Below are 21,244 nucleotides of genomic sequence, written 5' to 3'. Positions count from 1 at the left end.
GCCGGTATAAAAACCGGTGCTAGACTCAAAGCATCTTTAACTTTGATTCACAAGTGGCCGTCATGACCGATGCCGTGCAGCCCGCCGACCTGGCATTCTTCTCGACGCTCGCCGCCTCGGGCAGCCTCAGCGCCGCCGCACGCGAGCTGGGCCTCACGCCGGCCGCGGTCAGCAAGCGGCTTGCGCAGATGGAGCAGCGCGCGGGCGTGGCGCTCGTCAACCGCACCACGCGCCGGATGGCGCTGACGCCCGAGGGCGATGTCTACCTGGAGCGCGCGCGGAAGATCCTCGACGAGATCCAGCAACTGGGCGATCTGCTGTCGAACGCCAACGGCCAGCCGCGCGGCCTGCTGCGCGTGAACGCCACGCTCGGCTTCGGCCGCAGCGCGGTCGGCCCGGCCATCTCGCGCTATGCGCGCCGCTATCCCGAGGTGGACGTGCAGTTGCAGTTGTCGGTCACGCCGCCGCCGTTGACCGACGACAGCTTCGACATCTGCATCCGCTTCGGCGAGCCGCCCGACACGCGCGTGGTGGCGCGCCAGCTCGCGTCGAACCGTCGGCTGCTGTGCGCGTCGCCGGCCTATCTGGCCGAGCGTGGCATGCCGCGCAAGCCGGCCGACCTGGCACGCCACAACTGCATCGGCATCCGCCAGGGCGACGAAGCCTATGGCGTCTGGAGGCTCACGCACGGCCGCGGCAGCGCGCGCGCCACCGAGGCGGTGCGGATCGGCGGCAGCCTGACCACCAACGACGGCGAGATCGCCGTCAAATGGGCGCTCGACGGGCACGGCATCCTGATGCGCGCGGAATGGGACGTGCTCGACTATCTGGCCGACGGGCGGCTGGTGCTGGTGCTGCCCGATTGCGAGACGCCGGCTGCGGACATTTATGCCGTGTATCCGCGTCGGCTGCAGATGTCGGCGCGCGTGCGCAGCTTCGTCGATTTCATCGCGGCGGAGTTCGCGCAGCCGCGGGTGGGGGCCGGCGGGTCGGTGGGAAGTGCGGTCGGAAGCACTGTCGGAAGCGCTGCGCCACCACCGGCGGCCGAAACCGCGCCGGCCAATCGGCGGGCGAAGCGCGGGCGTTGATTGCGTTTCGACGCGGGTCGATGCGAACCGGCGCGAACCGATGCAGTCGCATGCTTATCGACAGCTCCACGCCGCCCTGCCCGCCCGTAACCCGCCGTAACGCGCGCCACCTGGCTCCACGCGCACGAAACCGCGCCACCCGCGCCCGTGCGGATTGCGGCTGCGCGCGCCGCAGTGCTATCGTCGCCCGGTGCGGCGCCGGAGACAGCCGCGCCCCCGTCACGCTCCGAACCCCGATGACACCCACCACCCCCGACTCGAAACGGCCCACCACGGCCGGCCTGTTCCTGATCTTTTCGCGCATCGGCCTGACCAGCTTCGGCGGCGGCCTGAGCGGCTGGTTCATGCGCGAATTCGTCGAAACGCGCGGCTGGCTGACCGAGGAGGAATTCCTCGACGGCCTCGCGCTGTCGCAGGCGCTGCCCGGCGTCAACGTCAAGAACCTGGCGATCTGGATCGGCTACCGGCTGTGCGGCTGGCCCGGCGTGTTCGCGGGCTTTTGCGGGATCATCTTTCCGCCCGCCGTGGTGATCGTGCTGCTCGGCTTGCTGTTCGCCGAGATCACGCGCTTCCCCATAGCGCACATCGCGCTGGCCGGTGCGGCGGCGGCGGCGATCGGCTTGTCGCTGTCGATGGCGATCACGGCCGCGCGGCGGCTGCCGCGCCGCGTGGTGCCCTACGGCGTGTTCGCGGCCACCTTCGTGGCGGTCGCGGTGTTCAAGGTGCCGGTGCTGTGGACGGTGCTGACGGCCGGCGTGCTCAACGTCGCCTACGAATACTGGCTGCTCACGCGCGGCCGCCGCACCTGAGGCCCCGCCATGTCACGCACGCTCGTCGCCCTGTTCGCGCTGTTTGCGCCGCTGTCCGTGGCCACCGTCGGCGGCGGCCAGACCATCATTGCCGACATGCAGCGGCAGGTGGTGGACGTCCACCACTGGATGACGCACGCGCAATTCGTCAACGATTTCGCGGTCGCGCGGCTCGCGCCCGGCCCCGGCTCGCTGCTCGCCACGCTGGTCGGCTTCCAGGTGGGCGGCCTCGCCGGCGCGCTGGTGGCCACGCTCTCGCTGTTCGGCCCGACCGCGTTCGTGATGGTCGCCGTCACGCACCTGACGGCCCGCCATCGCGACGCGCCCTGGCAGCTCGCGCTGCAATCGGGGCTGCGGCCGGTGGCGGCGGGGCTGATCCTCGCGGCGGTCTATACGCTGCTGCAGGGCCTCGATGGCGGCTGGATCGCGATCGCCACGGCGCTCGTCTCCACCGCGCTCGTGATGCGCACGCGCATCAACGCGCTGGTGCTGATCGCGGGCGGTGCGGCGCTGTTCGCGATGCTGCATGCGATCGGCGTGCTGTGAAGCGGCGGCATGCCGGCGTGACGAGTCCCGACGACGACGACGCATCGAAGCCGATACCCCAAAGCCACCGCAGGCCAACACGACACGCCGCGACGCGCATCCGACATGTTGCCGGCATGCGCCTAAAAATAAGACTTGGCCGATATCCAAACCGGAGCCGATCGGACAGAATGGGTTCGTTGGGCGTCGCACCTGGGCGTCCAACCTAGAGAGTTGAGACGATTGGCCGCTCCTTGAGAGCGGTCTTTTTTTGTGTGCCGCGTTCACAATTTTCCCGCTGCCTTTCGTCGCCCTCCGCATGCCCCCTCCGTCACGTTACGCACACGTAACATCCCGGGTCACATCACCCCTCGCGCAATACCTGAACCCTTGATTTCATGGGAGTTTTCACGCTGGCAAGCTTATTGCTGAGATACCTGCAACCCATCTCAACCCCACGCTCGTGGAGCTTCACATGGATATCGCAGGCGTCGCACACTCGCTGCTGGACATCAACGAATTCGACGTGATCGACGGCGACACGCTGATCCGCGAATCGCGCAACGCATCGCCGGTTCGCAGCAGCGGCCCCTCGGTCATCGACGCGCCGCCGCTGACGCTGTACGGCGCTTATCGCCAGGGCGTGGCCGACTATTTCGCGCGCCGCCCGAACCCGTACCGCAACGGCAGCCGGCTCTCGGACGTCTGGCACGAAGGCCGTCTCGAAGCAGCCACGCGCACCGCGCGCAAGGCCCACTGAACACGGCGCGCGCGGCGCGCATTCACCCCGCCTCGCGTGCTTACAACACGCCGCCGCGCGCCCTGCCCGGCAGTCAACGCATTCAATCCGGCATCGACCAATCGAACAGCGCCGCCTTCAGGCGCGTCACCGCATCGTCCGTCATCGTCTCGTTGGCCACGTGATGGAGCCAGGCCGGCGACGCGTCGCTTTGCTCGCCCACGCCGCGCACGATGCCCGTCAACGTCAGTGCCTCGACATGGCCGGTTTCGGTGGCTACCGGCAGCGCGACGGCAAGCGTTTCGCCAACGGCGGCCAGCGCACGGTCGGCCGCGATCGAAAAGCCGCTCGGGCTGACGTCGAGCACCAGCCCCACACCTTGCGCATCGCCGGCCGTGTAGCGCGCGGCGAGCCGCACCGGCACGCGCGCATCGCGACGTTCGCGCACGCGCTTCAGGTTGGCCGGCGTCGACAGGATCAGATACGGCGCCGGCTCGTACGCCACCGCCTCCACCACCGACGTGAACCAGTAGACGGCCGACTGACCGATCGCCATCGCATCGACCTGATCGTTCGGCGCGAAATCCACGGCGCGCGGCTGCAGCGGCCGCACGAACAGCGGGCCGGACGGATGGGTGCCGAGCAGGCGGAAGCGGTTCAACTGGCGCATCGTCGAGCCGCGGCGGCGCAGGCCGATCATCGCGTCGGCAGGCAGCGCCAGACGCGGCGCCGCCGACGCGGACGCTGCCGATTGCAGCGCCGCCGCATTCGCTTCGGCGTCGGCCAGTTGCGCATCGGACACGCAGTCGGCCTGGGCGCTGTCGCGTTCGACACGGCGCACCGGCGCGAAACGCGCGAACAGGAAGGCGATGGCGTCGGCGTCGAGCGTTGCGCCGGCCGGCATCAGCGGCGCGCCGCCGGCGTCGAACAGCGGCCAGGGCAGCGGCGCATCGGCCGTCAGATCGGTGGCGACAACGGGCAGGACGGGACGGGTTTCGGTCATCGGGCTCACTTTGGGCGTAGAGATCTTGATTCGTATGACGGCGGCATACGTAAAAACCTGAGCACGCAGTGATACCTCAAAACGCGGCTGCCCGCATCCATCACGGGATTTTTGTATTGCCTCGATGAATGCGTCGACATGAAAATCGTCGGGTTCGGATTCGGCGCCGAGCGGCGCCCATGAAAAAAGCGCGGGCCGACCAGGCCCGCGCTTCGTTTGTGCTTCCACACCGCTTACCGGCTCAACAGCACTTCCCCGCCCCGCTGCCGTAGCGCGCGTTCTGCCGCTCGCGGAAAAACGCCTCGTACGTCATCGGCTCGCGATCGGGATGCGTCGCGCGCATGTGCGCGACGTAGGTTTCATAGTCGGGCACGCCGACCATCAGCCGCAGCGCCTGGCCCAGATAGCGGCCCGCGCTGCGCAGGTCGTCGCCGAGATCGGTGAACATGGTGCGCCCCCCGTGCCGTTCAGCGCCCGCTGCCGAGCGCCTGCCCGGCGGGCAGCGGCTCGAACGGCGTCTCGTTCGAAGTGGGCCTGGCCGCGCGGCGCGCGCGCAGCACGGCGATCACGCCATACACCGCGATGCTGACCACCACGAACATGAACAGCCCCGCCAGCACCGCGTCGATGTAGTCGTTGACGATGATCCGCTGCATCTGCGCGATCGACTTGGCCGGCGCGAGCACGGTGCCCGCATCCACCGCGGCCTGCAGCTTCGCCGCATGCGCGAGGAAGCTGACCTTCGGGCTGGCGTCGAACAGCTTCTGCCAGCCGGCCGTCAGCGTGCACATCAGCAGCCACACGGTCGGCACGATCGTGACCCACGCGAAGCGCTCGCGCTTCATCTTGAACAGCACGACGGTGCCGAGGATCAATGCGATCGCCGCGAGCATCTGGTTCGAGATGCCGAACAGCGGCCACAGCGTGTTGATGCCGCCGAGCGGATCGACCACGCCCTGATACAGGAAGTAGCCCCACGCGGCCACGCACAGCGCGGTGGCGACGAGGTTGGCCGGCAGCGATTCGGTGCGCTTGAACGCCGGGTGGAACGTGCCGAGCAGGTCCTGCAGCATGAAGCGGCCCGCGCGCGTGCCGGCATCCACGGCCGTCAGGATGAACAGCGCCTCGAACAGGATCGCGAAGTGATACCAGAACGCCATCATCGCCTGGCCGCCGATCACTTGATGGAGGATCTGCGCCATGCCCACCGCCAGCGTGGGCGCGCCGCCGGCCCGCGCGACGATGGTGGTTTCGCCCACCGCCTGCGCGGTTTGCGCGAGCATCTCGGGCGTCAGCACGAAGCCCCATTGGCTGACGGTTTGCGCGACGGCTTCGGGCGTCGTGCCGAGCACGGCGGCCGGCGCGTTCATCGCGAAATAGATGCCCGGCTCGATCACGCTGGCGGCCACCAGCGCCATGATCGCCACGAACGATTCCATCAGCATCGCGCCGTAGCCGATGAAGCGCAGGTTCGCTTCGTTGTCGACCAGCTTCGGCGTGGTGCCCGAGGCGATCAGCGCGTGGAAGCCCGACACCGCGCCGCACGCGATCGTGATGAACAGGAACGGGAACAGATGGCCCGACCACACCGGGCCGCTGCCGTCGACGAACTTCGTCAACGCGGGCATCTTCAGCTCCGGCGCGACGAACAGGATGCCGATCGCGAGGCCGAGGATCGTGCCGATCTTCAGGAACGTCGAGAGGTAATCGCGCGGTGCGAGCAGCAGCCACACCGGCAGCACCGAGGCGATGAAACCGTAGCCGATCAGGATCCACGTCAGTTGCGTGCCCGAGAACGTGAACAGCGCGGCGAGCACCGGCGAATCGTGCACGTGCTGGCCGAACGCGATCGAGGCCATCAGCAGCACGAAGCCGATGATCGACACCTCGCCGATCCGGCCCGGGCGGATATAGCGCGTGTAGATGCCCATGAAGATCGCGATCGGGATCGTCGCGGCCACCGTGAAGGTGCCCCACGGCGAATTGGTCAGCGCCTTCACGACGATCAGGGCGAGCACCGCGAGGATGATCACCATGATCAGGAACGCACCGAACAGCGCGATCACGCCGGGCACGGTGCCCAGTTCCATCTTCACGAGATCGCCGAGCGAGCGGCCGTTGCGGCGCGTCGAGATGAACAGCACGATGAAATCCTGCACCGCACCCGCGAACACCACGCCGGCCAGCAGCCACAGCATGCCGGGCAGGTAGCCCATCTGTGCGGCCAGCACCGGCCCGACCAGCGGCCCGGCGCCCGCGATGGCGGCGAAGTGATGGCCGAACAGCACGTACTTGTTGGTCGGGACGTAATCGAGGCCGTCGTTGAACTTGACGGCCGGCGTCATGCGCAGGCCGTCGAGCTGCACCACGCGAGTGGCGATGAAACGGCTGTAGAAGCGGTAGGCGATCAGGTAGACGCAGATCGCCGCGATCACGATCCACAGCGCACTGATGCGCTCGCCATGGGCGAGTGCGATGGTTCCGAACGAGAACGCGCCGAGCAGCGCGACTGCAATCCAGAGCAGGGTTCCGGAAGCCCGATTCATGGTGTCTCCTGGCTATTTTTCGACATCGTCGCGCCGCAAGACAGCGCGAACTGGCGGACGCGCGAGGCCCGTTTCGACGGGCCCGGCGCTGCCGCGTATTGTTCGCGTTCGGGGTTCCGCTCACAAGCGGACAACTACGTAAGCCCGCTACGTAGCAATGCGTACGGGTAAGTCAGGGGAGCACCGGCGGACGCCGGCGCGGCGGGGGTCAGCCGTGAGGTTCAGCCATGAGCCACGTCGCGCACCGAGATGGCGGCCACGTCCACGCGCGACGGCAGGATCGCATCGCGTTGCGCGCGATCGGCCACGCGTTGCAGCACGGCGATATCGTCGGAGGTCACGGCGCGCTGCGCGATCGACGCACGGCCCGTGATGTCGGCGGCGGCATCGGGCGGCAGGCGCGTCAGCGACGCATACACCTTCGCGTAATCGGTCGGATGCGCGAGCGCCCAGCGGCCGGCCTGTTCGAGCCGCGTCAGCACGTCGGCCAGCGCGGCGCGCTTGGCGCGATCGGCCAGCGTGGGCGCGGGCGAGGTCAGGAAGCCGAGGCCCGAGTTGATGCCGCTGCCGTCGCGCACGATGCGCGCGCCGCGCCGCACCACGTGGCCGTAGTACGGATCGAACGTGGCCCAGATGTCGATGCGCTTCGATTCGAACGCCGCGAACGCATCCACCGGCAACACGAAGCGCACCTCCACGTCGTGCCGCGACAGCCCGCGCTCTTCCAGCGCGCCATACAGTTGGTACTGCGAAATGCTGCCGCGCGCCGACGACACGATCACCGTCTTGCCCTTCAGGTCGGCCACGCTGCGCACCGCCGAATCGGGCTGCACCACGATGCCGAGCGCGGCGGCCGACCCGGCGCGCGTCGCGACGATCCGCAGGTCGGGATCGCCGAGCGCCGCCGTCAGCACCGGCAGGTCGCCCGCGGGCGCCAGGTCGATCGCGCCGGCGCGCTGCGCCTCGAACAACGGCGCGGCGCCCTGGAAATTGGCCCAGCGGAATTGGTAGCGCGTGCCGTCGAGCACGCGCGCGGCCTCGGCCAGCGCGCGCAGGCCGCCGGCCTGGTCGCCGAGCACGAGCGTGACGTTCGAGACATCGATGTCGCCCTGCGCGGCGTGCGCGAGTGGCGGCGCGACGGCGAAACCGGCGAGCGCCGCGCCGGACAGCCCGGCGAGATCGGCAAGTCGGCGCAACGCGCGGCGACGGGCGGGCGACAGTGCGGGCAACAGCGGCTGGGAGGATTCACGACGCATCGATGGTGGCCCCGAATGGCGCCGCGCCCCGGTGGCGCGGCAGGCCGCCAAGATTAAGGAAGCGCGCCGCCGCGACCAACCATCGAAATGCGAAATGCTTATCAGCGGCGGCGGGCCGCTTCAGGCAAGCCTCAGGAACGCAGCGAACGGATGAAGCCCACCGCCAGCACGGCATAGAAGCCGCCGCAGAACAGGCCGAAGGCCTTGCGCGTGCGCGCGAAGAACGGCCCGGCCGCGCGCGCCGAAAACGCCAGCGCATAGCCCATGAAGATGCCGGTGCCGAGCAGCGCGCAGAAGCCCACCAGCACGAAGCTCGTCCAAGCCGGTGCGTGCGGCGACAGCCCGAGCGAGGTCACGGTCAGCCAGGTCAGGATCGCCTTCGGGTTGGTCAGGTGGATGCCGAGGCCTTGCAGATAGAAGCGCGTGAGCCGACGGCCGTGCGCCGGCGCGGCCACGGCCAGCGGGTCCTGCGGCGACAGCGCGCCGCGCACCGCCTTGTACGCCAGCCAGAACAGATACAGCGCGCCCAGCACCTTGAGGGCGATCAGCCATTGCCGGTACGACATCAACAGCGCGGACATGCCGGCCGCCGCCGTCACGCCCCAGCACAGCGAGCCGCTGATCACGCCGGCCGCCATCGCGAACGCCGGCTTGCGGCCGTGATGGAGCGCCGTGTTCGCGATCGACAGATTGGCGGGGCCGGGCGACAGCGTGCCCACCAGATAGACGGCGAACGCGACGCCGAGATTGGAAACCACTTCGACGGACATCGTGACGATCCTTGGGGGCGGTGGCGAAGCACGGAGGGCGACGCGGGCGCATCGGCACGCGTCGGGGTCGGCCGATTATGCGCCGCGCCACGGCGCGCGACAGAGACGCCTGCCACGGCGCACGGCCGGAACTGTCACGTCGTTTCGAGCGGACACTTGGCGGCGAGCGGGAAGAAAGCGAACCATGAAATGGCGATGCACGCGATGGCGCAAGATGAATCGGCAATTCGAATTCCGATTAAAAATCGAAATTCATTATTGCGATTATTGGAGTGTCGCGCATAAAAAAGAGCGGCCGAAGCCGCTCAAGCGTGACTCGTCTGTCTACCCACAGAAAGTGGAAACGAGTGCGCGAACACTAACACCGATCACATCACGCTATTGATCCGATTTAGTTAATTAATCATTGCAGAATCACAAGGAATCAAGCACCGCGGCCTTGCTGCTCAATCCTTGGGCAGAATTGTTTCCAATTCAGACGAAAGTGCGCGGAACAAGCCAGATGATTCGGCTTCATTTTTTCATTTAAAAGAATAATACGGAAAATCTAACAAATCTTTCTGTGTAATCCGTCCGTATTGTTTTCGATACAACACTGAATTTCATTTTTCCGAATTAAATCTGTCTGGTTAGTCTCACGTCACTCCAAAACCACCACACGCAACCCAACTGCCAATAGGAGCTGACACACATGAAACGCATCGCCCTGACGCTCGTTTCGCTCGCATCCATCGCAGCGATGAGCAGCGCCCACGCCCAATCGAGCGTGACGCTGTACGGCCTGATCGACACGTCGCTGACGTACGTGAACCACGCCCAAGGTTCGAAGAATTCCTGGCTGCTGGGCAACAGCAGTAACGGCAACCTGTCGGGCACGCGCTGGGGCATCAAGGGCAGCGAAGATCTCGGCAGCGGCCTGAAGGCGATCTTCCAGTTGGAAGACGGCTTCAACCCGAGCACGGGCGGCCTGGGCCAAGGCGGCCGCATGTTCGGCCGTCAGGCGTTCGTGGGCCTGTCCAGCGACCACTTCGGTACGGTCACGCTGGGCCGCCAGTACGATCCGCTGATCGACCTGATCCAGCCGATCACGGCCGACAACTACTTCGGCAGCGCGTTCGCCACGGCAGGCGACGTCGACAACTACGACAACAGCTTCCGCGTCGACAATGCCGTCAAGTACACCTCACCGCTGATCTCGGGCGTGCAGTTCGAAACGATGTACTCGTTCGGCGGCATCGCCGGTTCGACGAGCTCGAAGCAATCGTACTCGGCCGCCGTGTCGTACAACGGCGGCCCGGTGGCCCTGGCTGCCGGCTACTACTACGCAGCGAACACGGCCGGCAACGCAGGCCAGCGCGCAGGCTGGTCGAGCACCTCGGACGGCACGTTCGACGGCCCGATCAACGGCGGCTACCAGACGGCGCACTCGCTCGGCATCGCACGCGTGGCCGGCCAGTACACGTTCGGCGCATTCACGGCCGGCGCGAGCTACAGCAACGCGCAATACAGCCGCGACGGCGCCTCGACGTTCGCCAAGGCCGAGCGCTACAACACGGGCCAGGGCTTCCTGAACTACCAACTGAACCCGTCGCTGCTGCTGGGCGTGGGCTACAGCTACACGAAGGCCACCGGCGACACGTCGGCAACCTATCACCAGGCATCGCTGGGCGCGGACTACACGCTGTCGAAGCGCACCGACATCTACATGACGGCCGCCTACCAGCACGCCAGCGGCACGACGCGCGACTCGGTCACGGGTCAGACCGTCGCCGCGCAAGCGTCGATCGGCTCGTACGGCTACGCCGGCACGAACTCGCAAACGCTGGTCAACCTCGGCCTGCGTCACCGCTTCTAAGCATCGGGGCAACGGCGCGGGCGGTTCGCTTCGAATCGCCCGCGGCACCCGCGCAAACGAATGGCCGCCCTCGGGCGGCCATTTTCATTGCAGCGACGACAGCGGCAGCGCGTTACAGCGCGCCGTCGAGAATGCGCCGGTAGAACGCGTGCTCGGCGTCGAGCGCGTGCGCCTGGTTCGCGGCCTGGCGGAAGCCGTGCCGCTCGTCGGCGTAGTAATGCACCTCGTTCGGCACGCCGTTCGCGTCGAGCGCGGCGGCCATCGAGCGCGTCTGGTCGGGCGTGACCACCGCGTCCAGCTCGCCCTGGAAGAACACCACCGGCACGCGGATCGCATCGGCGTGCACGAGCGGCGTGCGCGCCAGATAGCGCTCGCGGTCGGCCACCGGATCACCGATCAGCCAGCGCAGGTAGCGCGCCTCGAACTTGTGCGTGTGCGCGTCGAGTTGCAGCGGATCGCTGACGCCGTACAGGCTCGCGCCGCCGCGAAACACCTCGCGGAACGCCAGCGCGCACAGCGCCGTGTAGCCGCCCGCGCTGCCGCCGCGCACGAACGCGCGTTCGGCATCCACCAGGCCTTGTTCGGCCAAGTGCGCGATGGCGGCGCAGGCGTCGTCGACGTCGGCCACGCCCCAGGTCAGGTGCAGCGCCTGCCGGAACGCGCGGCCGTAGCCGGTGCTGCCGCGATAGTTCAGCAACACGATCGCGAAGCCGCGCTGCACCCAGTATTCGAGGCGCGGGCTGTACACGGCATAGTTCGCGGCGGTCGGGCCGCCGTGAGCGAACACCACGACGGGCGGGGCGGTGCTTGCGGTCGCGTTGGCGTTGGCGTTGGCGTTGGCGTTGGCGTTGGCGTTGGCGTTGGCGTTGGCGTTGGCGTTGGCGTTGGCGTTGGCTGCGGCTGCGGCTGCGGCTGCGGCTGCGGCTGCGGCTGCGTCGGCATCATCGGCCGCCTCGGGCAGGTACAGATAACCGTAAGCCTCGCCGTCGCCGCTCGGAAAGCGCAGCGCGCGCGGCAGCGTGATCCGCTCGATCGGCATCGACGGCGTGACCGCGCGCAACACCTCGACGCGATGGTCGCGGCGATCGATCGCGAGAATCGCGGCCGGGCAGGTGGGCGACGCGGCGATGCAGTACAGATGCGTCGCGTCGGCCGCCAGGTGATGGAACTGGCTGTAGTCGAGCGCGAGCGGCGTCAGCGTGCCGTCGGCGTCGCGCACGCCGAGCCGGCCCCAGCCGGATTCGAACCAGGTCGAGAAACTGCCTCCGCCGTCGAGCGGCAGCCAACTGCATGCGCCGAGCTGCCACGGCGCGGCGGCGTGGTCGCCGGCCTCGGCCGGCAGCGGTGCGAGCGCGGCCGTGTTTTCCTGACCGGCGCCGTCGCCATCGAGCCGCCACGGCTGCCAGAAATTCGCGCGATCGGTCAGGCACACGAGCCGCCCCTCGGCGTCGAACGCGGGCTGCTGTACGGCCTCGTCGTCGGCCGCGCCGGCGATCGTGCGCGCGGCTTCGCCGCCGTCGCGCAGCATCAGGCGCGTGGCTGTCCACGGTTGATGCGGATGCTGCCATTCGATCCAGGCAAGCCGCGCGCCGTCGGCGCTGCGCACCGGCGCGGCGTAGAAATCCGCGCCCTCGGCCAGCACCTCGCGCGCACCGTCGAGCAGGCCGATCGACACCAGCCGGTGCGTCTCGCCATCCTGCTCGACGGCGAGAATCCGGCCATGCGCGTGGCGCAGGTCACCGTAGCGCAACCCTTCGGGCGTCAACGGCTGCGGCTCGGCCAGGCTGTCCGGCGCGAAGCGGTAGATGCGCTGGTCGCGCTCGTTGACGAACGCCAGGTGCTCGCCCGCCACGCAGAACGCGCCGCCGCCGTATTCATAGACGCGCCCGCGTGCGCTGAAGCCGTCGGGGCACACGCACTCGATCGCGCCGTTGCGCGCGCGCCAGATCCGGCACATCGCGTCGGCCGGATCGTATTCGGTCCAGTAGACGCCGGACGCGCCGGCCGTCAGTTCGACGAAATCGCGGCCGGCGGCCACGGCTTCGGCGGCCGTCAGCGGGGCGGCGCGCTCACGGGTTGAGTCGTTTGGATTCCTTGGCATTTCGGAAGATCAGCGGGTGCGTGGTAGTGGGCCGGGGCTGCACGGCTTCATCGCGCGCGCGCAGGATCACCGGGTGATGGGGCGACTTGCCGCAAACCGGGTCGGCATTGGCCGCGTCGCCGGTCAGCATGTAGGCCTGGCAGCGGCAGCCACCGAAATCCTTCTGCTTCTCGTCGCACGAGCGGCACGGCTCGGGCATCCACGCATCGCCGCGAAAGCGGTTGAAGCCGAACGAGTCGTGCCAGATATGCCGCAGGTCGTGATCGCGCACGTTCGGGAACGCGATCGGCAATTGCCGCGCGCCGTGGCACGGCAAGGCGGTGCCGTCGGGCGTGACGGTCAGGAAGATGCTGCCCCAGCCGTTCATGCAGGCCTTCGGCCGCTCCTCGTAATAATCGGGCGTCACGAAGATCAGCTTGCACGGGTGATTCTGCGCGGCGAGCTTCTCGCGATAGTCGTTGGTGATGCGCTCGGCGCGCTCCAGTTGCGCGCGCGTGGGCAACAGCGCCTCGCGGTTCAGGTAGGCCCAGCCGTAGAACTGGCAGGTCGCCAGCTCCACGAAATCGGCATCGAGCGCAATGCACAGCTCGATGATGCGATCGATGTGATCGATGTTGTAGCGGTGCGTGACGAAGTTCAGCACCATCGGATAGCCGTGCGCCTTCACCGCGCGCGCCATCTCGAGCTTGTGCGCGAACGCCTTGTCGGAGCCGGCCAGCATGTTGTTGACCTGCTCGTCGCTCGACTGGAAGCTGATCTGGATGTGATCGAGGCCGGCGCGCTCGAACGCGTCGAGCTTGGCCTCGTCCAGGCCGATGCCCGAGGTGATCAGGTTGGTGTAATAGCCGAGCCGGCGCGCCTCGGCGATCAGCTCGGGCAGGTCGGGCCGCACCAGCGGCTCGCCGCCCGAGAAGCCGATCTGCGCGGCGCCCATCGCGCGCGCCTCGCCCATCACGCGCACCCAGTCGGCGGTCGTCAGTTCCTCGCCCTGTCGCGCGAAATCGAGCGGATTCGAACAGTACGGGCATTGCAGCGGACAGCGGTAGGTGACTTCCGCGAGCAGCCACAGCGGCAGACCGACCGGCACGGCCGGTGCGGCGGCGGAAGCGGGCGCAGAAACGGAAGCGGCGGTGGCGAGGGCGTCCGTCATTCGCGCAGTTCGATCCAGTGCTTGTCGAGCGCCACCAGCATGAACTGTTCGACATCCTCACCGAGTTCGGGCACGCCCGGAAACTGCGCGTCGAGTTCGGCGACGATGGCGGCCACGCTGCGCTGGCCGTCGATCAGCCCGCCGATCGCGGCCGCGCTCTCGTTCAGCTTGATCATCCCTTCGGGGTACAGCAGCACGTGCGCGTCCTGCGCCGGCTCGAACTGGAAGCGGTAGCCGCGCCGCCAGACCGGGGTGCGTGATCGATCGAAACTCATGGTGCGATTCCCTTGTGCCAGGCACGCTCGGCGGTGACGGTGTGATATGGCGGTCGGTTCAGCTCGTAGGCCATCGACATCGCGTCGAGCATGGTCCACAGAATGTCGAGCTTGAACTGGAGGATTTCGAGCATACGCTGCTGCGCGTCGTGGCTCGTGTAGTGCTGCAACGTGATCTGCAGCCCGTGCTCCACGTCGCGACGCGCCTGGCCGAGCCGCGAGCGGAAGTAGTCGTAGCCGGCCGGGTCGATCCACGGGTAATGGCGCGGCCAGGTGTCGAGCCGCGACTGGTGAATCTGCGGCGCGAACAATTCGGTTAACGAACTGCTGGCCGCTTCCTGCCAGCTCGCGCGGCGCGCGAAGTTGACGTAGGCGTCGACAGCAAAGCGCACGCCCGGCAGCACCAGCTCCTGCGAGCGCAGTTGATCGGGATCGAGGCCCACGGCCTGGCCGAGACGCAGCCACGCCTCGATGCCGCCGTCCTCGCCCGGTGCGCCGTCGTGATCGAGCAGGCGCTGGATCCACAGCCGGCGCACCTCGCGATCGGGGCAATTGGCGAGGATCGCCGCATCCTTCATCGGGATGTTGACCTGATAGTAGAAGCGGTTCGCGACCCATCCCTGGATCTGCTCGCGCGTGGCGCGCCCTTCGTACATGGCGACGTGATACGGGTGATGAATATGGTAGAGCGCGCCTTTGGCGCGCAAGGCCTGCTCGAACTGTTCGGCGCTCAGGGCGGTCTGGCTCATGGTTCCTTCCATTCCTTCCAGTGGTTCGGATGTTGCGGGGCGGGCCGAGGCCCGCGAAACGGCGCGGCCTGCGTTCAGAGGTCGATCCGCATGCCGTCGAACGCCACCTCGATGTGCCGCCGCGCGAGTTCCGCGCGTTCCGGCGACGCTTCGTCGAGGATCGGATTGGTGTTGTTGATGTGCGTGAGGATCTTGCGCGGCGCCGGGAAGCGTTCGAGCACCTCGATCATGCCGCCGGGGCCGCTCTGCGCGAGATGGCCCATCTGGCGGCCGGTGCGCGTGCCCACGCCGCGGCGCTGCATCTCGTCGTCGTGCCAGAGCGTGCCGTCCACGAGCAGGCAATCGGCTTGCGCCATGCGGGCGGCCAGCGCGTCGTCCACCACGCCGAGGCCCGGCGCGTAGTACAGCGTGCCGCCGGTGCGCAGGTCTTCCACCATCAGGCCGATGTTGTCGCCCGGATGCGGATCGTGACGATGCGGCGAATACGGCGGCGCGGCGCTTTCCAGCACGAACGGCAGGAAGCGCAGGTTCGGGCAGGCCGGCACGGTGAACGCGCGCTCCGGCTCGACCGGGTTCCAGCGCAGGCCGCCGTTCCAGTGGCGCAGCATGGTGAACAGCGGAAAGCCGGTGCTGAGGTCCTCATGAACCATGTCCGTGCACCACACGTCGAGCGGGCAACCCTCGCGCAGGCTCAACAGCCCGGTGGTGTGATCGATCTGGCTGTCCATCAGCACGATCGCGGCGATGCCGGTGTCGCGCAGCGCGCGGCCCGGCTGCATCGGCGCGAACTGCTGCAACTGGGCGCGGATGTCGGGCGAGGCGTTGCAGAGCACCCACGACACGCCGTCGTCGGAGATCGCGATCGACGATTGCGTGCGGGCGCGGGCGTCGACGCTGCCGTCGCGAAACCCGGCGCAGTTCGCGCAATTGCAGTTCCATTGCGGAAAGCCGCCGCCGGCGGCGGAGCCGAGGATCTGGATATGCATGCGTGTGATCGGTGAGGGGCCGACGCCGGCACGAACGCCGGGGCCGGCCACAAGAAAAATAGCCTCGGCGAACCGAGGCTAGGCATGGCCTTGGGAGCGGCGTCGAATCAACGATTCGAGATGTACATCGTGATTTCGAAACCGAGGCGCAGGTCGGTGTAGGCAGGCTTGATCCACTTGGACATGGCAATTCTCCATTCGGGCGATACGGGCAGCCCGGCGTGACGCCGGGCACGAGACGACCGTGAAACGCCAACGCAAACGCGCGGCAGGAGCCGCGCGACTGGTTTTTGTTTCGGAAAGGTCTGCGGGCATCCTATCACTTTGTCCGATCCGGTGAATTCCGGCGCCAGCAAGCGATCGTGCCCCGTGACCGTGGCAAAGCCGCTGCGCTAAGATGCCTGCTCCTCTCCCTCTCGCCCCCGCCGCCCGCCATGAGCATCGAATTGACGAAGGAAGCCCGCGCCGACGCCATTGCGTCGCTGCAGCGCTATTTCGAAAGCAACATGGACGAGCCGATCGGCAATGTCGCTGCGGGCGCGCTGCTCGGCTTCTTCCTGGAAGAAATCGCCCCGACCGTCTACAACCAGGGCGTCGCCGACGCGCAGACGCACCTCCAGGAGCGGCTCGCGGAACTCGACTACACGGTGCACGAGGACGAATTCACGTACTGGTCGCGCCAGGCGCCGAAGGCCAAGAGCCGCAGCAAGTAACGGGCCTCGCGGCGGCGGCTTTTGCCGCTTTTGCCGCAGTGGGCACTGATACCGTGGATACGTTATCCGGCCGCGCCGTTTCGTTCGACGCGGCCCGCCTCGCTCAACGGCGCGGCACGTTCTGGTCGAGGAAGCGGTGGATCACCGGCGCGATCTCGGCCACGTTGGTTTCCAGCGCGAAGTGGCCCGCGTCGAAGAACTGCACCTGCGCCTTCGGCACGTCGCGCTTGAACGCTTCCGCGCCCGGCGGCAGGAAGAACGGATCGTTCTTGCCCCACACGGCCAGGATCGGCGGCTGGTACTTGCGGAAATATTCCTGGAACGTCGGATACAGCGCCACGTTGCTCGCGTAGTCGCGGAACAGGTCGAGCTGGATCTCGTCGTTGCCGGGGCGCGCGACGAACGCCGCGTCGAGCGTATAAGCCTCGGGGGCGACCTGTTCCGGGTCCTTCGCGCCGTGCGTGTATTGCCACTTGATCGCATCGGGCTTCAGGAACGCGCGCAGCGCGTCGCGATTGGCCTGCGACGGGTCCTTCCAGTACTTCTGGATCGGGTTCCAGCCGTCGCTCAGGCCTTCCACATAGGCATTGCCGTTCTGCGACACGATCGCCGTCACGCGCTCCGGATGCGCCGCCGCGAGCCGCCAGCCCACCGGCGCGCCGTAGTCGAACACTTCCAGCGCGTACGTGTCGAGATGCAGGGTTTCGGTGAAATGATCGATCGTCTGCGCCAGATGATCGAACGTGTAGGCGTAGTGGCTGCGATCGGGGCTTTCGGTGAAGCCGAAGCCCGGCAGATCGGGCGCGATCACGTGATAGCGGTCGGCCAGACGCGGCATCAGATCGCGATACATGAACGACGAAGTCGGGAAGCCGTGCAGCAGCAGCACGGTGGGCGCCGACGGGTTGCCGGCCTCGCGGTAGAACACCTTCACGTCGTCCACCTGCACGTAATGGTGACTGATCACGGGCGCAGCGGCGGCGCGCACATCGGGCGACGCCGCGTGCGCCTCGGCACCGCCCGCAAGCCCGCCGACCACGCCGACCGTCATCAGCGCACCCATCAGCAACGTATTGATCTTCATGGCAAAACCTCAGATTGAAATGTGACCCGGAAACCCGCACGGTTGCCGTCTAGCGTCATGTAACTGGCAACAACGTTTTTTCAGGTTACGGATGCTCAACGTAACCTGTCAACAGGTTTTTTATGAGTTACAATCCGTCCATCGATTTTCCGGGGGTTCAGGATGAGCACCGCAAGCACGGCCGAGGGCGCGACGGCGCTGTTCGTCGGCGACGATCTCGCGCTCGATTTCATCAACACGAAGTACGGCGTGGACGACGGCCGGCGCGACCTGCTCACGAGCGACGCGGCCGTGGTCGACTGGCTCATGCAGGCCGGCGTGCTGCCAGCCACGGATCGCGGCACCGCGCCGGCCGGCCTGCTGGACGCGGCGCTGGCGCTGCGCACGAGCGCACGCACGCTGGTCGAGCGGCGTCAGGCCGGCCAATGGGCGGACCCGACCACGCTCAACGCGGTGCTGGCGTCGGGCCGCCATCATCTGGAATTGCAGTGGACGCAAGCGGGCGAGCCGGCGCTGGTGTCGCGGCGCACGGACCTCGGCGCGGCGGCGGTGCTGCTGCCGGTGGCCGAGGCGCTGGCGCGGCTGCTGGCCGAGGCCGATTTCGGCCTGGTGCGCAAATGCGAGTGCGACGAGTGCACGCTGCTGTTCCACGACCGCACCAAATCGCATCGGCGGCGCTGGTGCAGCATGGCGATGTGCGGCAACCGGATGAAGGTCGCAGCGTATCGGGCCCGGCAGAAGGGATGAGCGAAGGGGGAGGCGCGGGGATCGGGGCGGTGGAGCGCCCGCGTAGGCGGTGGAAAGGCAGGACAAGCCGTGAAGCGCGATCGCGGTGCGGCGGCGGTTTGAGCCGCTGCCGCGCCGCGATCGGTCGGGATCAAGGATTCGTGCCGTTGCCGCCCGTGGAGGGCGCGTCGGGCGTGGGCGTCGGCGAATCCGAAGGCGGCTCCGACGGGAAGCCATTGCCTGCGCCTCCGCCGTTCGCTCCGGCGTTGCCGGGGTTGTAGGCACCGTTTCCGGTACCGCCGTCACCCCCGCTCGCGCCATTGCGTCCACGATTGCCCGCAGCCGGCGCGGGCTGCTGCAACACCGGCGGCGCGGACGCGCTGAACGTATCCACCCCCGACGCCGCCCGCGCACCCGCCGCGCCGCGATTCAGGAACGCGCCGAGCGGGTCCGAACCACCATCGGCCGCCGCCGCCGTGCTGGCAGCGCTAGCGGCACTGGCCGCGCTCGCCGCCTGCTGCTGCGCCTCGTCAGGCACCGGTGCAGGCGCCGGCGTCGCACGCGGCTTCGCCGGCGCGGCCGTCTTCTCCGGCTTCGACGGGAACAGATACGTCATCCAGTCGGTCAGCTTGACGCGCAGCGTATCGAAGAAGCCCGGCGGCGATTCGGTGTCGAACTTCGCACGCGCATCGATCAGCCTGGCGCGCAACGCACGCTGGTAGAAATCGCCGACCATCGGCAACGCGCTGCGCGCGCCTTGCCCCCAGTTGTCGCCGAGCGTGACGCGACCATCGTCGAAGCCCACCCACGCGCCCGCCACGAGCTGCGGCTGCATCAGGATGAACCAGCCGTCGGTATTGCCCTGCGTGGTGCCGGTCTTGCCCGCCACGTCGCCGCGAATCCCGAAGCGCGAGCGGATCGCCGCGCCGGTGCCGCGATTGATCACGCCGCGCAGCGCATCGACCAGCGTGCGCGAGGCCGACGCCGACAGCGTGCGCTCCGGCGGCGCGGGCGCGAATTCGGCCAGCACGTTGCCGTTGCGATCCTCGACCTGCGTGACCATGCGCGGCTCGACGTAGCTGCCGAGGTTCGCGATGGTCGCGTAGCCGGACACCATTTCCTTCAGCGTGACCGGGCTGGTGCCGAGCGCCAGCGACGGCACCGCTTCCAGCGTGCTGTCGCGCACGCCCATCTCGCGCGCGAGCCGCGCCACCTTGACCGGGCCGACCTGCTGCATCAGTTGCGCGGTGATGCGATTGCGCGAATAGGCGAGCGCGTCGGCCAGCGTCATCGGCTTGCCGGTGGGCGGCTCGGCGTCGTCGGGGCGCCAGATCTCGCCGCCCTTGAGCGGGATTTCGACGGGCTGGTCGATGAACGTGTCGGACGGCTTCATGCCGTCGGCAAACGCCGCGCCGTACACAAACGCCTTGAACGTCGAACCCGGCTGGCGACGCGCCTGCTGCACATGGTCGAACGGCTCGTTGGTGAAATCGCGGCTGCCCACCCATGCGCGGATCGCGCCGTCGCGCGGGTCGATCGCCATGAAGCCGGCCTGCACGTCGGCCTTCGCCTTGCACAGATTGCGCAGAAAATCGCGATCCTTGTCGAGCGTCTTGAGTGCGGCCGCGTCGTCCGCGCCGCCGTCGCGCGCGGTATGGTATTCGGGCGTCTCGCGGATGAAGGTCTGGAACAGCGGGCTGCCCGCCGCGCAGCCGCTGCCCGAATTCCACATGCCGTTCGCGACGCCCTGCAACTGGTTGGCCTGCAGGCGCAGCGCCTGCGTCGCCATCGCCTGCAGCCGCGAATCGATCGTGGTCCTGACGATCAGCCCATCCGAATAGACGTTGTAGTCGTTGCGGTCGGCCCAGCCGATCAGCCATTTCTTCAGTTGCTGCGCGAAGTGCGGCGCGGGGCCGGGCGGCTCCTTCTGGCGCTCGAAATCGATGCGCAGCGGCTTCTTCTGCAACACCGCGAACTGCGCCGGCGTGAGCTTGCCGAACTTGACCATCTGCCCGAGCACCGTGTTGCGCCGTTGCAGCGCGCGCTCGGGGTTGATCACCGGGTTGTAGTAGCTGTTGCCCTTGAGCATGCCCACCAGCGTGGCGCTGTCGAGGATGTCGAGCTGATCGGCGGATTTGTCGAAATAGGTGCGCGCGGCCATCTCCACGCCGTAGGCGTTGTAGAGGAACGGCACCGTGTTCAGGTAGGTTTCGAGGATCTGCGGCTTGCTGTAGACGGCCTCGATCTTCAGCGCCGTGATCGCTTCCTTGAGCTTGCGCGTGAGCGTGGGGGCGCGCCCGATCTCGTCGGGATACAGGTTGCGCGCGAGCTGCTGCGTGATGGTCGAGCCGCCCTGACGGTCGCCCGAGAAGGTGTGCAGTGCCGCGCCCGCGGTGCGCTTCCAGTCGAGGCCGTGATGCTCGTAGAAGCGGTGATCCTCGGTCGCGATCAGCGCATCGACCATGTGCGGCGAGATGTCGGACAGCGCCACCCATTCGCGGTTGGACGGCTTGAACTCGGCCAGCAGCTTGCCGTCGGACGACATCACCTGGGCCGGCGCATCGACGCGCGCCTTGCGGATATCGCCGATGCTCGGCGTGAACGGAATCAGGATCACCACGTACAGCGCCAGCAACGCCGGCAGCGCGGCCACCGCGATCAGCACGCCGCGGCGCGTAGGGTGCCGGACATGCCCGAGCGCACGCGAAACATACGGCCGGGCGTGTTCGACGGCGGCGGCCACCCGGGGCCGGGCGGCGTCCCGCCAGGCGGCGAGGCGGGACAACAGACGAGTCAGGAAACGACGGCTCACGCGAAACACCCGGAAAGGCGAAAGCGTGCATCGTATCAAAGCCGCCGTCCGCGTCTC

At 67.8% G+C, this 21,244-nt stretch carries 20 protein-coding genes; 7 read left to right on the top strand and 13 right to left on the bottom strand.

Going from position 1 to position 21,244, the window contains the following annotated elements:
- The first annotated feature begins 62 nt into the window (after positions 1–62).
- From AB4851_RS05765 to AB4851_RS05750, 4 genes are all read left to right on the top strand, one after another.
- The gene (locus AB4851_RS05765; RefSeq protein WP_414448814.1) at positions 63–1,088 is read left to right on the top strand and encodes a LysR substrate-binding domain-containing protein; all 1,026 of its coding nucleotides are present in this window, start codon (positions 63–65) and stop codon (positions 1,086–1,088) included.
- 236 nt (positions 1,089–1,324) lie between these two features.
- Positions 1,325–1,897 carry a chromate transporter gene (locus AB4851_RS05760; protein WP_414449140.1) on the top strand — a complete coding sequence of 191 codons (573 nt, stop codon included), beginning with the start codon at positions 1,325–1,327 and terminating at the stop codon, positions 1,895–1,897.
- A 9-nt stretch (positions 1,898–1,906) separates the two neighbouring features.
- Positions 1,907–2,443, top strand: coding sequence for a chromate transporter (locus AB4851_RS05755; protein WP_414440531.1), 537 nt, complete (start codon positions 1,907–1,909; stop codon positions 2,441–2,443).
- A gap of 454 nt (positions 2,444–2,897) precedes the next feature.
- Positions 2,898–3,182, top strand: a complete 285-nt coding sequence (locus AB4851_RS05750) for a hypothetical protein (RefSeq protein ID WP_414448813.1) — start codon at positions 2,898–2,900, stop codon at positions 3,180–3,182.
- A gap of 82 nt (positions 3,183–3,264) precedes the next feature.
- Here the strand turns inward: AB4851_RS05750 and AB4851_RS05745 are convergent, their stop codons facing one another.
- The 5 genes from AB4851_RS05745 to AB4851_RS05725 all read right to left on the bottom strand — a co-directional run bounded on the left by AB4851_RS05745 (position 3,265) and on the right by AB4851_RS05725 (position 8,736).
- A complete protein-coding gene (locus tag AB4851_RS05745; protein WP_414448812.1) occupies positions 3,265–4,164 on the bottom strand; it encodes a PilZ domain-containing protein in 900 nt (299 codons plus the stop codon).
- Positions 4,165–4,405: 241 nt separating this feature from the next.
- Entirely contained in the window at positions 4,406–4,612 is a 207-nt protein-coding gene (locus AB4851_RS05740; RefSeq protein WP_414440539.1) for a YbdD/YjiX family protein, read from the bottom strand.
- A gap of 19 nt (positions 4,613–4,631) precedes the next feature.
- Entirely contained in the window at positions 4,632–6,710 is a 2,079-nt protein-coding gene (locus AB4851_RS05735; protein ID WP_414448811.1) for a carbon starvation CstA family protein, read from the bottom strand.
- 221 nt (positions 6,711–6,931) lie between these two features.
- Positions 6,932–7,966: an ABC transporter substrate-binding protein gene (locus AB4851_RS05730; RefSeq protein ID WP_414448810.1), complete on the bottom strand. Its 1,035-nt coding sequence runs from the start codon at positions 7,964–7,966 to the stop codon at positions 6,932–6,934.
- Positions 7,967–8,097: 131 nt separating this feature from the next.
- The gene (locus AB4851_RS05725) at positions 8,098–8,736 is read right to left on the bottom strand and encodes a LysE family translocator (RefSeq protein ID WP_414448809.1); all 639 of its coding nucleotides are present in this window, start codon (positions 8,734–8,736) and stop codon (positions 8,098–8,100) included.
- Positions 8,737–9,427: 691 nt separating this feature from the next.
- Here AB4851_RS05725 and AB4851_RS05720 point away from each other — a divergent pair.
- Entirely contained in the window at positions 9,428–10,591 is a 1,164-nt protein-coding gene (locus tag AB4851_RS05720) for a porin (RefSeq protein WP_414448808.1), read from the top strand.
- A 112-nt stretch (positions 10,592–10,703) separates the two neighbouring features.
- Here AB4851_RS05720 and AB4851_RS05715 read toward each other — a convergent pair whose 3' ends face one another.
- The 6 genes from AB4851_RS05715 to pqqA all read right to left on the bottom strand — a co-directional run bounded on the left by AB4851_RS05715 (position 10,704) and on the right by pqqA (position 16,037).
- A complete protein-coding gene (locus AB4851_RS05715; protein WP_414448807.1) occupies positions 10,704–12,692 on the bottom strand; it encodes an alpha/beta hydrolase family protein in 1,989 nt (662 codons plus the stop codon).
- Positions 12,661–13,842, bottom strand: a complete 1,182-nt coding sequence (gene pqqE / locus AB4851_RS05710; RefSeq protein ID WP_414448806.1) for a pyrroloquinoline quinone biosynthesis protein PqqE — start codon at positions 13,840–13,842, stop codon at positions 12,661–12,663. The genes AB4851_RS05715 and pqqE overlap by 32 nt, the downstream gene beginning before the upstream one ends.
- On the bottom strand, positions 13,839–14,117 hold the full coding sequence (gene pqqD / locus AB4851_RS05705; RefSeq protein ID WP_414440546.1) for a pyrroloquinoline quinone biosynthesis peptide chaperone PqqD: 279 nt from the start codon (positions 14,115–14,117) through the stop codon (positions 13,839–13,841). The genes pqqE and pqqD overlap by 4 nt, the downstream gene beginning before the upstream one ends.
- Positions 14,114–14,866, bottom strand: a complete 753-nt coding sequence (gene pqqC / locus AB4851_RS05700) for a pyrroloquinoline-quinone synthase PqqC (RefSeq protein ID WP_414448805.1) — start codon at positions 14,864–14,866, stop codon at positions 14,114–14,116. The genes pqqD and pqqC overlap by 4 nt, the downstream gene beginning before the upstream one ends.
- A gap of 74 nt (positions 14,867–14,940) precedes the next feature.
- Complete coding sequence (gene pqqB, locus AB4851_RS05695) at positions 14,941–15,852, bottom strand: pyrroloquinoline quinone biosynthesis protein PqqB (RefSeq protein WP_414448804.1); 912 nt, start codon at positions 15,850–15,852, stop codon at positions 14,941–14,943.
- 107 nt (positions 15,853–15,959) lie between these two features.
- The gene (gene pqqA / locus AB4851_RS05690; RefSeq protein WP_013691668.1) at positions 15,960–16,037 is read right to left on the bottom strand and encodes a pyrroloquinoline quinone precursor peptide PqqA; all 78 of its coding nucleotides are present in this window, start codon (positions 16,035–16,037) and stop codon (positions 15,960–15,962) included.
- Between the two features lie 249 nt (positions 16,038–16,286).
- On the opposite strand from pqqA, the gene AB4851_RS05685 reads away from it, so the two are divergent.
- Positions 16,287–16,565, top strand: coding sequence for a DUF2164 domain-containing protein (locus AB4851_RS05685; RefSeq protein WP_414440549.1), 279 nt, complete (start codon positions 16,287–16,289; stop codon positions 16,563–16,565).
- Positions 16,566–16,668: 103 nt separating this feature from the next.
- Here the strand turns inward: AB4851_RS05685 and AB4851_RS05680 are convergent, their stop codons facing one another.
- Positions 16,669–17,649: an alpha/beta fold hydrolase gene (locus AB4851_RS05680; RefSeq protein WP_414448803.1), complete on the bottom strand. Its 981-nt coding sequence runs from the start codon at positions 17,647–17,649 to the stop codon at positions 16,669–16,671.
- Positions 17,650–17,811: 162 nt separating this feature from the next.
- Here AB4851_RS05680 and AB4851_RS05675 point away from each other — a divergent pair, with 162 nt between their 5' ends.
- Positions 17,812–18,396: a CGNR zinc finger domain-containing protein gene (locus tag AB4851_RS05675; protein ID WP_414448802.1), complete on the top strand. Its 585-nt coding sequence runs from the start codon at positions 17,812–17,814 to the stop codon at positions 18,394–18,396.
- Between the two features lie 130 nt (positions 18,397–18,526).
- Here AB4851_RS05675 and AB4851_RS05670 read toward each other — a convergent pair whose 3' ends face one another.
- The gene (locus AB4851_RS05670) at positions 18,527–21,226 is read right to left on the bottom strand and encodes a penicillin-binding protein 1A (protein WP_414448801.1); all 2,700 of its coding nucleotides are present in this window, start codon (positions 21,224–21,226) and stop codon (positions 18,527–18,529) included.
- Between the last annotated feature and the right edge of the window lie 18 nt (positions 21,227–21,244).

This window comes from Burkholderia sp. 22PA0099, assembly GCF_047497165.1.
GTDB lineage: Bacteria > Pseudomonadota > Gammaproteobacteria > Burkholderiales > Burkholderiaceae > Burkholderia.
This window is presented reverse-complemented; position numbering and strand designations above follow the sequence as displayed.